This is a genomic window from Streptomyces sp. NPDC104106 (assembly GCF_055584345.1).
Map to the genome: position 1 here is coordinate 378854 of NZ_JBVJMF010000003.1, position 13212 is coordinate 392065.

Below are 13212 nucleotides of genomic sequence, written 5' to 3' on the forward strand. Positions count from 1 at the left end.
CATGGGATCGCTTCATTCGGTGCTCGTGGCGCTCATCGGTGTCTGCCTCCTGGTCTTCTACGCGGCCTGGATCGTGGGTGCCCTCTACTTCGGCGTGAAGAGCCACTCCGGCCTGCGGCGCTGGTGGCGCGGACAGCGGCGCACGCTGCCCCGCCGGCTCCTGCTCATAGCGGGTGTCTGCGTCTTCTGGGTGCTGCTCGGCCACTCCTCGGGCTTCTGGCACCAGTTGCGGTACTGGCAGGCCGAGCTGGCCCTCCTGGGTGCCGTGCTCGCCGTCGTCTCCACGGCCCTGCTGCTGTGGGCCCGTTGGGTGCTCGGCACGATGTGGGCCAGCGTCCCGACGGTCCAAGAGCACCACGAACTGCGCACGGACGGTCCCTACGGGCTGGTGCGCCACCCCATCTACACGGGCCTGCTCGGTCTCCTCGTCGGCGCCATGCTGGCCTGCGGCTTCGGCGTCTGGGTCGCATTCCTCGCCGTCGCGATTCCCTGGCTGCTGCTGCGGGTCCGCGCCGAGGACCGTCTGATGGCCGGCCGGTTCGGCCCTGCCTACGACGCCTACCGCGCCCGGGTCCCGGCCCTGATCCCCTGGCCGCGGCACGCGCAGGCGAGCGGCGTGGCCCGCCGTGGCCATGTGCGGCCGCGGTAGGAGGCGGGTTCCGCCGCCTGTGCCGTCGGACGAGGGTTGCCGGTCTGTGTGGGACAGGTCATCAGTGGGCCAAGAGTGCTCCAAATAAGGGACGACTGCTCCGGATTCCGGACGCCATGGTCGGGTACCGGCCAGTCGCGAGGGAACCGAGCGTGAACCACCGGCGTGGCGATCGCCACTGTGCGTGAGCGCCGGCCGCCGGGGCGGTGGTTCGGGTGCGAGGACGGCCACCACGCCCGCCGGTCCGTCATCACGGACGTCCGGCCGGAACCCTTCCTTGTTGCGGTGCGAGCGCCTCGTCATACTCGTCGGCGTTTGGCATGGGCACGACCGACCCTCAGGGTTGAGGCGTCCCCGTGTCCCTCATCCCTCCGGCCCCGGCCCGGCGAGTGGGCGGGGCAACCCCCACTGGAGGCTCCACATGGCGCAACGCCGAACAGCTCTCACCACCCGCGCGCTCACCGGAGCGAGCGTCGTCGTCCTCACGGCCGGTGCGGCCCTGCTCCCCGGCGTCGGCTCGGCCGCCGCGGCCCCCGTCGTTCTGCAGGCCACCCCGGCCGCGGCCCGCGCCGCGTCCGCCGCGGCCCTCGTCGCACGACTGGGCGACCGTGCCGCCGGTTCCTACTACGACACCGCGGCCCACCAGTTCGTCGTGAACATCACCGACCCGTCCGCGGCCGGCAGCGTCCGTGCCACCGGTGCCGTTCCGAGAACCGTGCGCTACTCCACCCCTCAACTCCGGGGAGCGCTCAGCACGTTGACCCAGCGGGCCCGGATAGCGGGCACCGCCTGGTCGATCGACCCCCGTCAGGACAAGGTCGTCGTGACCGTCGACCCGACGGTCACCGGGGCGAAGCGCGCCCGCCTGAACACCGTGGTCGACTCCCTCGGTGACAAGGTGGTCGTACGCCGGGCCGCCTCCGCGTTCAAGCCGTTCCTCGCGGGCGGCGACGCCATCTGGGGCAGCAGCGTGCGCTGCTCCCTCGGATTCAACGTGACCGTGAACGGCGCGCCGTACTTCCTCACCGCGGGACACTGCGGCAACGCCTCCTCGACCTGGTCCGACTCGCAGGGCGGCGGGGAGGTCGGCCAGACCGTCGACTCGCAGTTCCCCGGCACCGATTACGCCCTGGTCCAGTACGACGACGCCGGCAGCGACCACCCGAGCGCTGTCGACCTCTACGACGGCAGCAGCCAGCAGATCACCCACGCCGCCGACGCCTACGTGGGCGAGTCCGTCACGCGCAGCGGCAGTACCTCAGGGGTCCACAGCGGGACGGTCAACGGGCTCGACGCGACCGTCAACTACCAGGAGGGCTCCGTCTCCGGGCTCATCGACACCAACGTGTGCGCGGAGCCCGGCGACAGCGGCGGCGCGCTCTTCGACTCCGACGCGGCGATCGGTCTGACCTCGGGCGGCAGCGGTGACTGCACGTCCGGCGGTGAGACCTTCTTCCAGCCGGTGCCCGCGGCGCTGAGCGCGGAGGGAGCCACTCTGCCGTAACCCGCGGGTGACCGCGACGCCGTGCCGGTCGCGGGAACGCGACGTGCTTGATGCCTCGACCAGCCCTCCGTCAGGGCTGGTCGAGGCTTCTTCGTGTCCAGGGACGCAGCCGCTCCCGACCGGTCCTCAGCGTGCGCGCCTGCCCCGGAATAGCCGGCGGACGAGGTGGACCAGCAGCCAGACGACCAGGACGACGAAGACGATCACGAGGATCACGACGACGAGGAGGAAGATACCGAGCCTCTTGAGGAAGCTCTTCTTCTTGGTCCTCGTCTTGCGCAGGTGGACCGCCGACGCGCGATGTGTGGAAGTGGTGTGCCTGAGACGGGTCGTGGAGACGGTGCCCGCAACAGCCGCGCCGGCGCGTACGGTGCCGGTGATCGTCCCGGTCGTCCCGGTCGTCGCGGCCCCCGTGGCCTGCCGGGCGGCGGCTGGCGCGGCGGTAGCCGGTGTGACCGCCAGGCCGAGGCCCAGCAGCAGCGTCAGAAGTACGGCTGCCGCACGGCCGTTGCGGCCCTGTCGGCGTGTGGTGGTCATACATGCCCTCCCCGTGGTCAGGTGCTATGCGGTTGCCGTTTTGCGTAACGCCGCAACTATTATCGCGGCGGACAGCGATGATTCTCTTCTTCGGATCTGGACGGGGTACTGATGCGATACCTGGTGCGCGACCGCATGCTGGCCTTCCACGAGGAGGCCTGGGTCGAGACCGAACACCGGGAGAGGCTGTTCAAGGTCAACCGCAAACTGCTGCGGCTGCGCACCACGTTCGACTTCGTCGACACCGCCGGCAACCAGGTGGCGAGCATCGTCAAGAAGGCGCTCACCTTGCACCACACCATCCTCGTCAAGCAGAACGGCGAGACCGTGGGCCGCATCAGCAAGCGGACGTTCCGCATCTTCGGGGACCGCTTCAAGGTGACCCTGCGCGGCGGCCGCCGACTGCGGATCGCGGGCAACCTCTGGGACCGCGAGTTCGACATCACGGACGACAGCGGCACCCTGGCGCACATATCGCGCCGCTGGTTCACCCTCCGCGACGCTTACGCGGTCGACGTGATGAGCGAACCGGACTGGCTGCTGCTGATCATCCTCGCGGTGTGCGTGGACCACATCATCGAGGACCGCGAGGGCGAGCGGCTCACCAACCTCTGAGCCGCACACGTGGTGTGACGCGCGCACACCTTTTGCCATCCGCACGCCCTTTGCCATCCGCACATCTTTGACGCTCGTACGACGACGCGCCGTTGACACGGCGCCGGACCGGGGGAGAACCACCTCGCCATGATGGGCCATTCGCACGCCGTGAGCGGCGCCCTGCTGTTCGCCGGCACCGCTCCCTATCTGCCCCACGTGCTGCTGCACACGCATCTGTCGCCCCAGGAGGTCCTCATGGGCACGGTGCTCTGCGCGGGCGCCGCGCTGCTGCCCGACCTGGATCACCACGACGGCACGATCGCGAACTTCCTCGGCCCGGTCTCCCGGTTGCTGTGCCGGTTCGTCGCGTTCGTCTCCGGGGGCCATCGCCATGCCACCCACTCCCTGTTCTTCGTCGCCTTCATGACGGCGGGCACCTGGGCCGGAATCGCCTACCTCGGCAGGCCCTTCACTCTCGGCATGTGCTTCTTCCTGCTGGCGCTGGCCGTGCGGGCACTCAATCTCTGCCCGCCCGGACACGGCTTCCATGCCTGGGGCACCATCGTGGCCCTGGCGGCCCTCGGCACCGCCGCCATCGACAAGTTCATCCCGTCGGCGCCGGGTTGGCTGCCCTACGCGATCGGGCTCGGCTGCCTGGCCCATCTTCTCGGCGACTCCCTCACCAAGCAGGGCGCGCCCTGGCTGTGGCCGCTGAAGTCGCGCTACGAGATCGTGCTGATCAAGAGCAGCGGCAACAAGCTGGAGACCGAGATACTGACGCCGCTGATGGGCGCCGGCACCATCGCCCTGCTCTGGCTGACCGTGCTGTCGCCGCACCCCCTGCACTGAGACGGGCGGACGAGCACGCGCCGCGCCCCCTTACCGTCGACGTCGGGCGCGAACGATGCCGACGAATCCTGTGACCTGGGGAGGTCAGAGGTGAGCGAGCCCACGCTCGAACGCGTCGATCTCGGTGAGGCGCCGTACACAGAGGCCACGGAGGCGTTGAAGGGGTGGGTCGAGCAGCGCGGCGCGGGGGAGATCCGGGACCGGCTGGTCCTGCTGACCCACCCGCCCGTCATCACCTACGGCTCCCGGACGCCTCCGGAGGAACTGCCCAGAGCCGGTTCGCCGATCCCTCCGGTCGAGGTCGACCGGGGCGGCCAGGCCACGTACCACGGTCCTGGCCAGTGGGTGGGGAACGGGCTGATCCGCGCTCTCGACTCCCTCGGTTTCCAGACGGTACGGCGCGAGACACCGCGGGGCGCCCAGAGCCTGGTCGGCGTGTGGACCCCGCGCCACGACAACCTCGTCTCGATCGGCATGCGCATCCGGAACAAGGTGACCAGCCATGGCTTCGCGCTCAACATCAGCTCGGACCTGGACAGTTCACGCGGTTCACGGCGTGCGGGCTGCCCGAGGGGGCGATGACGTCACTGGCCGAGATGGCCGCCGAACAGGGGAGACCGGCACCGACGGAGCAGGCGGTCCGGGACGCGGTGGCCCAGGCCTTCGGGGCGGTGACACCGGCCGGAGCGCTCCGGTGAGCGTGTGACGCGCGCCCCGACCGATCCGCCCGCTCCTCGCGGGACCGGCGCCGTGCGGGGCCCGTGGTGCGAGCCGGTGGCGGGGCGGTGGCGGATCCCGCCGCGTGCGACCACCGCACACGGCGGAGACGGGCGCAGCCATCAGGCGGCAGCGGCCGCCGACAGCCGTGGCGCCTCTCGGCCGTCCCACTGGGCGGACGTGCCCCGACCTCCACGACAGGACCGCCCTGCCGGGCTCCTACGTCGCGATCGGCTTGCTGGGGGAGATCAACGGCGCCCGCGACAGCGGCCGGGACGGCGGCTTCGGTGTCATGGGATGACGGGTCAGGGCGAGGGCGGGGGAAGGTGATGCCGCACAGGGCGCGGATCCGGTCCATCACGCGCAGGGTGGTGATCGAGTCGGCCGGGGTCCGCTCCTCGGCCTGGAGCCGGCCTGCCGTGACGTACCTGGCGACCGCGGCGGCCTCGAAGTGCAGGGCGTCGCGGGTTCGGTGCGGGTCAGCGGTGTGCCGCCGCCGGACGGGGTGAGGAGGAGGTCGCCCGGCTGGTAGAAAGGGCCCGGGCAGGGTCAGGGCGGCGTGGGTGCCGGCGACGGGGCGGCGGTGCGGGTGTCGCTGAACAGCGTGGTGCGGACCTCCGCCTGGTTGCCGTCGGCGTCGCGCGCCACCTCGGCGCCGGCCACCGAGCGGTGCAGTGGGCCCACGTGGTCGGCGCCCATGACGCCCGCGCCGATGACCCCGATGCGTACCGCGCTCATACGAGGGTCACCCACGTCCCCTGCTGGACCGAGCGCTCCATCGCGTCCAGCGCGACGGCGCCGGCCACGGCGTCGCTCAAGGTGGCGCCCACGGGGGTGCCCCCGGTGATGGAGCGAAGGAAGCGGTGGGCCTCGATCACCTTCAGGTCGTCGTAGCCCATGCTGGTGGCCGCGCCCGGCTGGAACGCCGCGTACTCGCCGTGGCCGGGGCCGACGTAGACGGTGCTGACGGGCTGGTCCTGATAGGTCGCGCCGCGGCTGACGGCGAGTTCGCCCATGCGGCGGAAGTCCCAGAAGACGGCGCCCTTCGTGCCGTGCACCTCGAAGCCGTAGTTGTTCTGCTCACCGACCGACACACGGCACGCTTCGAGGACACCACGGGCGCCGGAGGCGAAGCGCAGCAGGCAGTTGACGTAGTCCTCGTTCTCGACCGGCCCGAGTTCGCCGCCGGTCGCGAGGCTGTGACCGGCGGTGGCGCCGGTCGGACGGGCCCGCTCCGGCACGAAGACGGCCGTGTCGGCGGTGAGCGCGGTGATCTCGCCGAGCAGGTACCGGGCCAGGTCGACACCGTGCGAGGCGAGGTCCCCGAGTACGCCGCTGCCGCCGCGCCCGCGCTCGTAGCGCCAGGTCAGCGCGCCCTGAGGGTGTGCGGCGTAGTCGCTGAGGAGACGGACGCGGACGTGGGTTACTGTGCCGATCTCCCCGGCGGCGATCAGCTCGCGGGCGGCCTCGACGGCGGGCGCGTTGCGGTAGTTGAAGCCGACCGTGCCCTGGACCCCGGCCGTGGCGACCGCGTCGGCCACCGCGCGCGCGTCCTCGGCCGTGAGGCCGACCGGCTTTTCGATCCAGATGTGCTTGCCCGCCTCGGCCATGGCGACGCCGATCTCGCGGTGCAGGAAGTTGGGGGCGGTGATGCTGACCGCCTGGACCCGGGGATCGGCGGCCACCTCGCGCCAGTCGCGGGTCGCCGAGGCGAAGCCGTAGAGCCCGGCCGCCTCCTGCGCGCGGCCGGGTACCTCGTCGGCGACGGCGATCAGTCGCGGCCGCAGGGACAGCTGGGGGAAGTGGTGCGGCAGGCGGGCGTACGCCTGTGTGTGGACCCGTCCCATCCAGCCGAATCCGACGACGGCGACGCCGAGCGTGTTCACCATGAGCATCCTTCTTTGGACCGTTCCAGAAGTTGCGCCCACCCTGAGTCCTGCTTCTCCCGGCTGTCAAGAGGTCTTTACACGGCCGGGCGCGATATGGAACGGTCCAGACATGAGTGCTCCGACCATCCGTGACGTCGCTGAACGGGCCGGCGTGTCCAAGTCCCTCGTCTCGCTGGTCCTGCGCGGCTCGGAGGGTGTACGGCCGGAGAAGCGCGAGGCCGTCCTGGCCGCGGTCGAGGCGCTCGGCTACCGGCCCAACGCGGCCGCGCGCAGCCTGAGCGAGCGGCGCACCCGCGCGGTGGGGGTCCTCCTCAACGACCTGCGCAATCCCTGGTTCGTGGAACTGCTCGACGGCCTCAACGGCCGGTTCCACGACAGCGGGATGCACGTCCTGCTGGCGGACGGCCGGCTGAACCGGCGCCTCGGCGAGGATCTCACCCGGACCTTCACCGAGCTGCGCGTCGACGGCCTGATCGCCGTCGGCACGCTCCAGGACCCCCAGACCCTGCGCGCCGTGGCCAGCCGGGTCCCCACGGTCGTCGCCGGCACCCGGGAACCGGTGCTGCCCGGGGTGGACATCGTCGCAGGCGACGACGGACACGGGGCCCGCCTGGCCACCGAGCACCTGATCGGCCTCGGCCACCGGCACATCGCCCACATCGCCGGCCAGGGCGCGGTCGGCGAGCTGCGCCGGCGCAGCTTCGAGGCCACCATGCGCGCCCACGGGCTCGCGGACACGACGGTCGTGGAGCAGGGCGACCTCACCGAGGAGGGCGGCTACCGGGCCGCCGTCCGGCTGCTGAGCCGCCCCCGGCGCCCGACCGCCGTCTTCGCGGGCAACGACATGACCTGCGTCGGCGCACTCTCGGCCGCCGAGGAGAGCGGCCTGCGGGTCCCGCGGGACCTGTCCCTGGTCGGCTACGACAACACCTACCTCGCGCGGCTGCGCCATCTGTGGCTGACCACCGTGGACAACTCCAGCCACGAGGTGGGCCGGCGCGCCGCGCAACGGCTGCTCGACCGGATCGACGCACCGGACCGCCCGGCCGAGACCGACCTCGCCACCCCCCGCCTCGAAGTGCGCGGCACCACCGGTCCGCCGCGCACCGAGCCATGACACCCGTCGACGCCGTCCTGCGGCCTATGCCCGGGCAGGCGACGTTCGCCCCGCCGCGACGCCCGGCATGCTCCCCCGCTGCGCGGGGGGTTGCCTGCTGGGCACTAGCCGCCGTAGCTGTCGTGGAAGGGCACGCGGGCCGCGAGTTCGGCGGCGAAGTGCCGGGCCTGTGCGCCCCAGTCGTGGTCGGTCGTGCCGAAGTGCTGGAGGACGTCCAGCAGTTCATATGCCTCCGACAGGGTGAACAGCGGCAGTCGGGGTTCGTGCGGTTCGGGCATGCCGAGTACGGGGTCGAGGAGTTCGTCCATGCCGGGGGCAACGGACACCGGCCGCGAGGGTTACGGTCGTCGGTGGGGGCCGGGCGGGGTCTTTGCCGAATATGTGCCGTCACACGGGGGCCCGTTCCGCGACCCGGCGGAAGGGCTGCCGGACCGGATGCCGTGTCGCCATGCGGATGGCCTTCGCCCGTGGTGTCCTGCACGCCGGAGCCACGGTGTGCGAGGGCGAGGCCGGGACGAAGGGCCCCGGCGGCGGCCTGCCGCGCCGTCGGTCCCGTCCGGCCCAGGCGCGGGCGCCGGGCTGCCGGGCGGCGGACCTCGCCCGGGCGGGCGGGTGCCGGCCGGTACCCGGCAGGCGGTGGTCGTCCACGGTGAGCGTGTGGCCCCGTGAAGCCCGTTCCACGTCAGATGGTCCAGCGTCCCTGCGAGCGGCGGCGGAAATGATCAGCGGCGGGCGGGGCGGCGGCCGTACGATCGCCGCATGACCGAAGGCAGGCGAACAGAGCACGTCGAACCCCCGGCCACTGCCGTGCGGCACTCCGAGCCGCCGGTGGTCAGGGAGTTCCCCGTCGCGGACAGGGAGGCCGGGCCGTACGGCATCACGGCCGGACCCGACGGTGCGCTGTGGCTCACCTTCGTCCACCGCGGCCGCATCGCGCGGCTCGGCCTCGATGGCGAACTCACCGAATTCCCCCTGGACTCGGCCGAGTGCCGTCCCACGGTCATCACCCCCGGCCCGGACGGAGCCCTGTGGTTCGCCCGGTCCCAGGACCACCGGATCGGTCGCATCACCACGGACGGGGACGCGGACTCCTTCCCCTTGCCGGCGCCGGACAGCGGGCCCTTCGGCGTCACGGCCGGACCGGACGGCGCGTTGTGGTTCACGCAGATGAACTCCGGCCGGATCGGCCGCATCACGACCCAGGGACAGGTCAGCGAGTTCACGCTTCCCGTCGAGGGGGCCTTCCCCGCGGCGATCACCGCCGGACCCGACGCGGCCCTGTGGTTCACCCTCAACCAGGCGAACGCGATCGGCCGTATCACCACCGACGGCGACACCGCCCTGTACCCCTTGCCCACCCCGGCCGCCGCGCCCGTGGGCATCACCAGTGACGGCGCCGCGCTGTGGTTCGTCGAGATCGGGGCGGGGCAGATCGGCAGGATCTCACCGGACGGCGGGATCGAGGAGTTCCCCCTCCCCGACCGCTCGGCCCGGCCTCACGCCGTCGTCGCGTCCGCCGTCGGCGAGTGCTGGTTCACCGAATGGGCGGCCAACCGCGTCGGTCGTGTCACCGCCGGCGGCGAGATCACCGAGTACGACCTGCCGTCAGCGGCGTCCGAACCGCACGGCATCACCGTCGGCCCCGACGGCGCGCTCTGGGCGGCCCTGGAGACCGGAGCGGTCGCGCGGGTGGCCCCGTGGACCGGGGAAGCCGAACCCCGGGAGTAAGACGCCTACACCGCCTGCTGGTAAGGCTCACCAGGGGAGCCGGGCCGGCAGGTCGCCGCTCACGAGGAACGCCGCACCGGCGATCCGGTGCACGGAGCGGCGCAAGGCGTCGTGTGCCCGGCGTCCCGAGGGCGAGGGAACGCGTGCCGGTCGTCGCCGGTCGCCGGCGACCGTGAGGGGACCGGGATTCGGCCGTTCCCGGGATCACCGCAACCCCGGGCCGCAGGTCCGCGTCGTAGCAGGGGCGGGAGCCGGAACACGGCACGTGCGGGAGCGATCGGACCGGGCTGGGGGAAGTGCGTGGATAGAGCGTTGTCGAAGGGGCGGCCGGCGGGCGCCGCGAGGCGCGGTCGGCGCCGGGCCGCCGTCGCGATGGCCGGTTGCGCGGCCGTGGTGGCCGCGGGGGCGATGCTGGGGGTGCCCGGCAGCGCGCAGGCGGCCACCACCACACCGGTGCCGGGGACGGCTTCCCCGGCCGTGCGCACCCTGCCGCGTGCCGGTGCCGTGCCGGCCTCCCGGCAGCTGACCGTGCAGGTGTGGCTGTCGCCGGACCTGACCGGTGCGGCGGCGTTCGCCGACGCGGTCGCCACGCCGGGCAGCGCGCAGTTCCACCGCTACCTGAGCCCGGACGGCTACACCGCCCGGTTCGGTCCCAGCGCCGCGCACGCCAGGGCCGTGGCGGCGTGGCTGAGCGCCAAGGGCCTGACGCGGGTCGGCATCAGCCGTGGCCGCGACTACGTCTCGGCGACCGGGCCCGTCTCGACGGTCCAGTCGGCGTTCCAGGTGCGGATCAACCGCTACCGGGTGGAGGACGCCAGCGGCAAACCGGCGCTCGTCCAGGCCAACGACCGGGACGTGTCGGTGCCCGCCTCGCTCGCACCCGACGTCCTGGGCGTGACCGGGATGAGCGGCGCCCGGCCGAACCCGTCCCGGAGCGTGGCCGTACCGGGCGAGCCGGGGCGGTCCACGGCGGCGGCAGCGCCGACGTGCTCCCGGTACTGGGCGCAGCACACCCGCACCCTCGCCCCCGCCTACCGGGGCGTGCGCACGGTGTCGCTGCCGGTGTGCGGGTACTCCGCCGCCCAGATCCGCGCCGCCTACGGGGCGACCTGGACGGACACCGGCAAGGGCCAGACCGTGGCGCTGACCGAGGAGGAGTCGCCGACCGCGATGTACCGGACGCTGAAGGAGTACGCGCGCCGCAACAGTCTGCCCGCGCCGAAACCCTCCCAGTTCCGGGAGGTGCGCTCCGCGACCACCTGCCGCCCCGCCCCGCCCCGCGCGGTGGCGGCCCCTTCGCCCGCCGTCAACGACGAGGCGGAGATGGACTCCGAGGCCCTCTACGCCATGGCCCCCGGCGCCGACCAGCTGATGGTGGTCGGGGGCGGCTGCGACGAGGACCAGGCGCTGCTCGACGCCGCCGTGACCGTACTGACCGGCGACGGCCGTCACCCCAGCGCCTCGATCGTGTCCAACTCCTGGCAGATCCCCCTGGGCGCGGTGCCGGAGCGCACCGTGCACGCGATCGACGTGCGGGCCGCCGCCGAAGGGGTCGGCATGTACTTCTCCTCCGGCGACACCCCCGGGCTGACGGTGACCGACTCGGACCCGTACGCGGTCGCGGTCGGCGGCACCAGCCTCGGCATCGGGGCGTCGGACAACCGGGTCTTCGAGACCGGGTGGTCCGACGACTACGGCTCCCTGGACCACGGCAGGTGGACCGACCTGGGCGTCAGCGGGGGCGGTGGAGGGGGCACCAGCCTCGTCCAGGCACAGCCCGCCTACCAGAAGGGTGTCGTCCCCGCGTCGATGTCCCGAGTCCGCGTCGGCAAGCGGGTCGTCACCAACCGTGCCGTGCCCGACATCGCCGCCGACGCCGACCCCGACACCGGCCTGCTGACGGGGTACACCGAGTCGGGGGACAACGGCGGGCCGGGGCCCTACCGGACCATGGTGAACGCCGGTACCAGTCTGGCGTGCCCGCTGATCGCCGGCCTCGTGGCGGACGCCCAGCAGGGCCGCAAGACGCCGTTCGGCTTCAGCAATCCGCTGATCTACCGGCTCGCCGGCACCCGGGCCTACCACGACGTGCTGCCGATCTCCTCGCGGACGCCCCAGCGGGACCGGGGCGCCTACGTGCCGCCGGCCGGCCCCGGCGCCAGCCCGGGCGTCGACCTCTTCGGCTCCCAGGACCGCGCCTCAACCCAGCAGGTCACGGCCAAGGGGTACGACACCATGACGGGCGTCGGCACCCCGGACGGCGCCGCGTTCATCGCCGGGCTGCGCCGCCTCGCACACTGAGCGGTCCGGGCACCGGACCACGTGGCCCGAGGCACGGCTCCCGCGCCGGCTTCGGGCCGCCGGGCCGTGAAGGCGACCGGGATCTGCCGCGACTGCTGATGTCAGCCCGAAGAGGCGAACGGCTCTCGGACGCCCGGGCCGGGACGGTGGCCCGGTACACCCCGCTGCTCCAGGAACGCCCGCGCGGTTCCAGCCGTACGGCCCTTTGCTGAGGAGCCACGGCCCGCTACCGGCCAAGGGCCAGGACCGGCCCCTCACAGCGGACGCCCCGGACCACGGCTCTGCGGCTCCGAGATCGAACGGCGACCGCGGGAGTCCACCGTGCTCGACCGCCCTGTGAGCGTCGGTCAGGCGGTCGCACGGAACGCCCGGGTGACGGCCGTGACCGCCGGCGCAGGACGACCGGGCAGGCGTGCGAGCAGGACCCGGCGGATCTCGGCGGGCGCGCCCTCGACGCGCAGCAGGGCCACCCCGGGCGGCAGCACCGCCGACATGCGGGAGGGCACCGTCGTCACCCCGAAGCCGCCGGCCACCAGGTGGAGCTTCGTCAGCCAGTCCCGGACGCAGTGGCTGACGCGTGGCCTGCCCGGAAGGCCCGGCCAGACACCGAGCAGCGGTTCGGAGGACGACGACGGGGCGGCGATCCAGGCGGCGTCGACCAGTTCGTCGATGTGCACCGAGGCCCGGCCCGCGAACACCCCGGTCGTGCGCGCGGCCACGAGCAGTTCGGTGTCCTCGACGGTCTCGACGTGCAGGCGCGGCGACTCACTGTCCGGTGGGCGGTGCGGCGGCCGGGACGTCAGCAGCGCGAGGTCGATCGAGCCGGCCCGCAGCGCCCGGATGAGGCGAGGGGTGGTTCCCTCGCTCGTGGTGACCGTGACCTCAGGATGGTCGGTGGCGAGCCGGGTGAGCGCGGCGGGCAGCAGCGCCGCGCCCGCGCTCAGGAGCGCCCCGAGCCGTACGCGTTGCCGTTGCGGTACGGCCCCGGTGAGGTCGCGCTCGGCCGCGTCGACGGAATCCAGGATGGTGCGGGCGTGGCGCAGCAGGGTCAGCCCCGCCGGGGTGAGCCGCACCCCGTCGGTACGGCGCTCGAACAGCACGGCGCCCGCGCTGCGTTCGAGGGCCGCGGCCTGGCGGGAGACCGCCGACTGGGTGTAGCCGAGGCGGCCGGCCGCCGAGGTGAAGCTGCCCGACTCCGCGATCTGCCGCAGCACTCGCAGGCCCGAACTCGAAAGGTCCATGCGACATACGCATACCATGGATGCCAGATCTTCGCTTCCGGCATGCCCACCCGGCTGCCTAGCCTCGTCACGACGAACCTGAA

13 protein-coding genes are annotated in these 13212 nt (G+C 72.8%); 8 read left to right on the top strand and 5 right to left on the bottom strand.

Translation table 11 applies throughout. From position 1 onward, the window contains the following. The first annotated feature begins 1 nt into the window (after position 1). Both ACZ60X_RS09065 and ACZ60X_RS09070 read left to right on the top strand, forming a co-directional pair. On the top strand, positions 2–649 hold the full coding sequence (locus ACZ60X_RS09065; protein WP_469595261.1) for a methyltransferase family protein: 648 nt from the start codon (positions 2–4) through the stop codon (positions 647–649). A 421-nt stretch (positions 650–1070) separates the two neighbouring features. Beyond that, a complete protein-coding gene (locus ACZ60X_RS09070; RefSeq protein WP_469595264.1) occupies positions 1071–2153 on the top strand; it encodes a S1 family peptidase in 1083 nt (360 codons plus the stop codon). A gap of 126 nt (positions 2154–2279) precedes the next feature. On the opposite strand, the gene ACZ60X_RS09075 is transcribed toward ACZ60X_RS09070, so the two are convergent. Further along, a complete protein-coding gene (locus ACZ60X_RS09075) occupies positions 2280–2690 on the bottom strand; it encodes a hypothetical protein (RefSeq protein WP_469595267.1) in 411 nt (136 codons plus the stop codon). A gap of 111 nt (positions 2691–2801) precedes the next feature. Between ACZ60X_RS09075 and ACZ60X_RS09080 the strand changes: the two genes are divergently transcribed. The 3 genes from ACZ60X_RS09080 to ACZ60X_RS09090 all read left to right on the top strand — a co-directional run bounded on the left by ACZ60X_RS09080 (position 2802) and on the right by ACZ60X_RS09090 (position 4718). After that, complete coding sequence (locus ACZ60X_RS09080) at positions 2802–3305, top strand: LURP-one-related/scramblase family protein (RefSeq protein ID WP_469595269.1); 504 nt, start codon at positions 2802–2804, stop codon at positions 3303–3305. A gap of 129 nt (positions 3306–3434) precedes the next feature. Beyond that, a complete protein-coding gene (locus tag ACZ60X_RS09085) occupies positions 3435–4136 on the top strand; it encodes a metal-dependent hydrolase (protein WP_469595272.1) in 702 nt (233 codons plus the stop codon). Positions 4137–4226: 90 nt separating this feature from the next. Further along, positions 4227–4718 carry a lipoyl(octanoyl) transferase LipB gene (locus ACZ60X_RS09090; RefSeq protein ID WP_469595275.1) on the top strand — a complete coding sequence of 164 codons (492 nt, stop codon included), beginning with the start codon at positions 4227–4229 and terminating at the stop codon, positions 4716–4718. Between the two features lie 684 nt (positions 4719–5402). Here the strand turns inward: ACZ60X_RS09090 and ACZ60X_RS09095 are convergent. Together ACZ60X_RS09095 and ACZ60X_RS09100 are read right to left on the bottom strand one after the other, a co-directional pair. Further along, positions 5403–5591, bottom strand: a complete 189-nt coding sequence (locus ACZ60X_RS09095) for a hypothetical protein (RefSeq protein WP_469595277.1) — start codon at positions 5589–5591, stop codon at positions 5403–5405. After that, positions 5588–6742, bottom strand: coding sequence for a Gfo/Idh/MocA family protein (locus ACZ60X_RS09100; RefSeq protein WP_469595280.1), 1155 nt, complete (start codon positions 6740–6742; stop codon positions 5588–5590). The genes ACZ60X_RS09095 and ACZ60X_RS09100 overlap by 4 nt, the downstream gene beginning before the upstream one ends. A gap of 109 nt (positions 6743–6851) precedes the next feature. Here ACZ60X_RS09100 and ACZ60X_RS09105 point away from each other — a divergent pair, with 109 nt between their 5' ends. Beyond that, positions 6852–7859 carry a LacI family DNA-binding transcriptional regulator gene (locus tag ACZ60X_RS09105; protein ID WP_469595282.1) on the top strand — a complete coding sequence of 336 codons (1008 nt, stop codon included), beginning with the start codon at positions 6852–6854 and terminating at the stop codon, positions 7857–7859. A gap of 104 nt (positions 7860–7963) precedes the next feature. Here ACZ60X_RS09105 and ACZ60X_RS09110 read toward each other — a convergent pair whose 3' ends face one another. Next, positions 7964–8185, bottom strand: a complete 222-nt coding sequence (locus ACZ60X_RS09110; RefSeq protein ID WP_469595284.1) for a hypothetical protein — start codon at positions 8183–8185, stop codon at positions 7964–7966. 433 nt (positions 8186–8618) lie between these two features. On the opposite strand from ACZ60X_RS09110, the gene ACZ60X_RS09115 reads away from it, so the two are divergent. Both ACZ60X_RS09115 and ACZ60X_RS09120 read left to right on the top strand, forming a co-directional pair. Beyond that, positions 8619–9587: a Vgb family protein gene (locus tag ACZ60X_RS09115; protein WP_469595286.1), complete on the top strand. Its 969-nt coding sequence runs from the start codon at positions 8619–8621 to the stop codon at positions 9585–9587. Between the two features lie 312 nt (positions 9588–9899). Continuing rightward, entirely contained in the window at positions 9900–11888 is a 1989-nt protein-coding gene (locus tag ACZ60X_RS09120) for a S53 family peptidase (protein ID WP_469595288.1), read from the top strand. Between the two features lie 347 nt (positions 11889–12235). On the opposite strand, the gene ACZ60X_RS09125 is transcribed toward ACZ60X_RS09120, so the two are convergent. Continuing rightward, on the bottom strand, positions 12236–13129 hold the full coding sequence (locus tag ACZ60X_RS09125) for a LysR family transcriptional regulator (RefSeq protein ID WP_469595289.1): 894 nt from the start codon (positions 13127–13129) through the stop codon (positions 12236–12238). Between the last annotated feature and the right edge of the window lie 83 nt (positions 13130–13212).

Excerpts from the sequence above, each read along its gene's own strand:
- ACZ60X_RS09095 (WP_469595277.1), bottom strand. The coding sequence starts at position 5,591 with ATGAGCGCGGTACGCATCGGGGTCATCGGCGCGGGCGTCATGGGCGCC.
- ACZ60X_RS09075 (WP_469595267.1), bottom strand. The coding sequence starts at position 2,690 with ATGACCACCACACGCCGACAGGGCCGCAACGGCCGTGCGGCAGCCGTA.
- ACZ60X_RS09080 (WP_469595269.1), top strand. The coding sequence starts at position 2,802 with ATGCGATACCTGGTGCGCGACCGCATGCTGGCCTTCCACGAGGAGGCC.
- ACZ60X_RS09085 (WP_469595272.1), top strand. The coding sequence starts at position 3,435 with ATGATGGGCCATTCGCACGCCGTGAGCGGCGCCCTGCTGTTCGCCGGC.
- ACZ60X_RS09125 (WP_469595289.1), bottom strand. The coding sequence starts at position 13,129 with ATGGACCTTTCGAGTTCGGGCCTGCGAGTGCTGCGGCAGATCGCGGAG.
- ACZ60X_RS09070 (WP_469595264.1), top strand. The coding sequence starts at position 1,071 with ATGGCGCAACGCCGAACAGCTCTCACCACCCGCGCGCTCACCGGAGCG.
- ACZ60X_RS09105 (WP_469595282.1), top strand. The coding sequence starts at position 6,852 with ATGAGTGCTCCGACCATCCGTGACGTCGCTGAACGGGCCGGCGTGTCC.
- ACZ60X_RS09065 (WP_469595261.1), top strand. The coding sequence starts at position 2 with ATGGGATCGCTTCATTCGGTGCTCGTGGCGCTCATCGGTGTCTGCCTC.
- ACZ60X_RS09100 (WP_469595280.1), bottom strand. The coding sequence starts at position 6,742 with ATGGTGAACACGCTCGGCGTCGCCGTCGTCGGATTCGGCTGGATGGGA.
- ACZ60X_RS09115 (WP_469595286.1), top strand. The coding sequence starts at position 8,619 with ATGACCGAAGGCAGGCGAACAGAGCACGTCGAACCCCCGGCCACTGCC.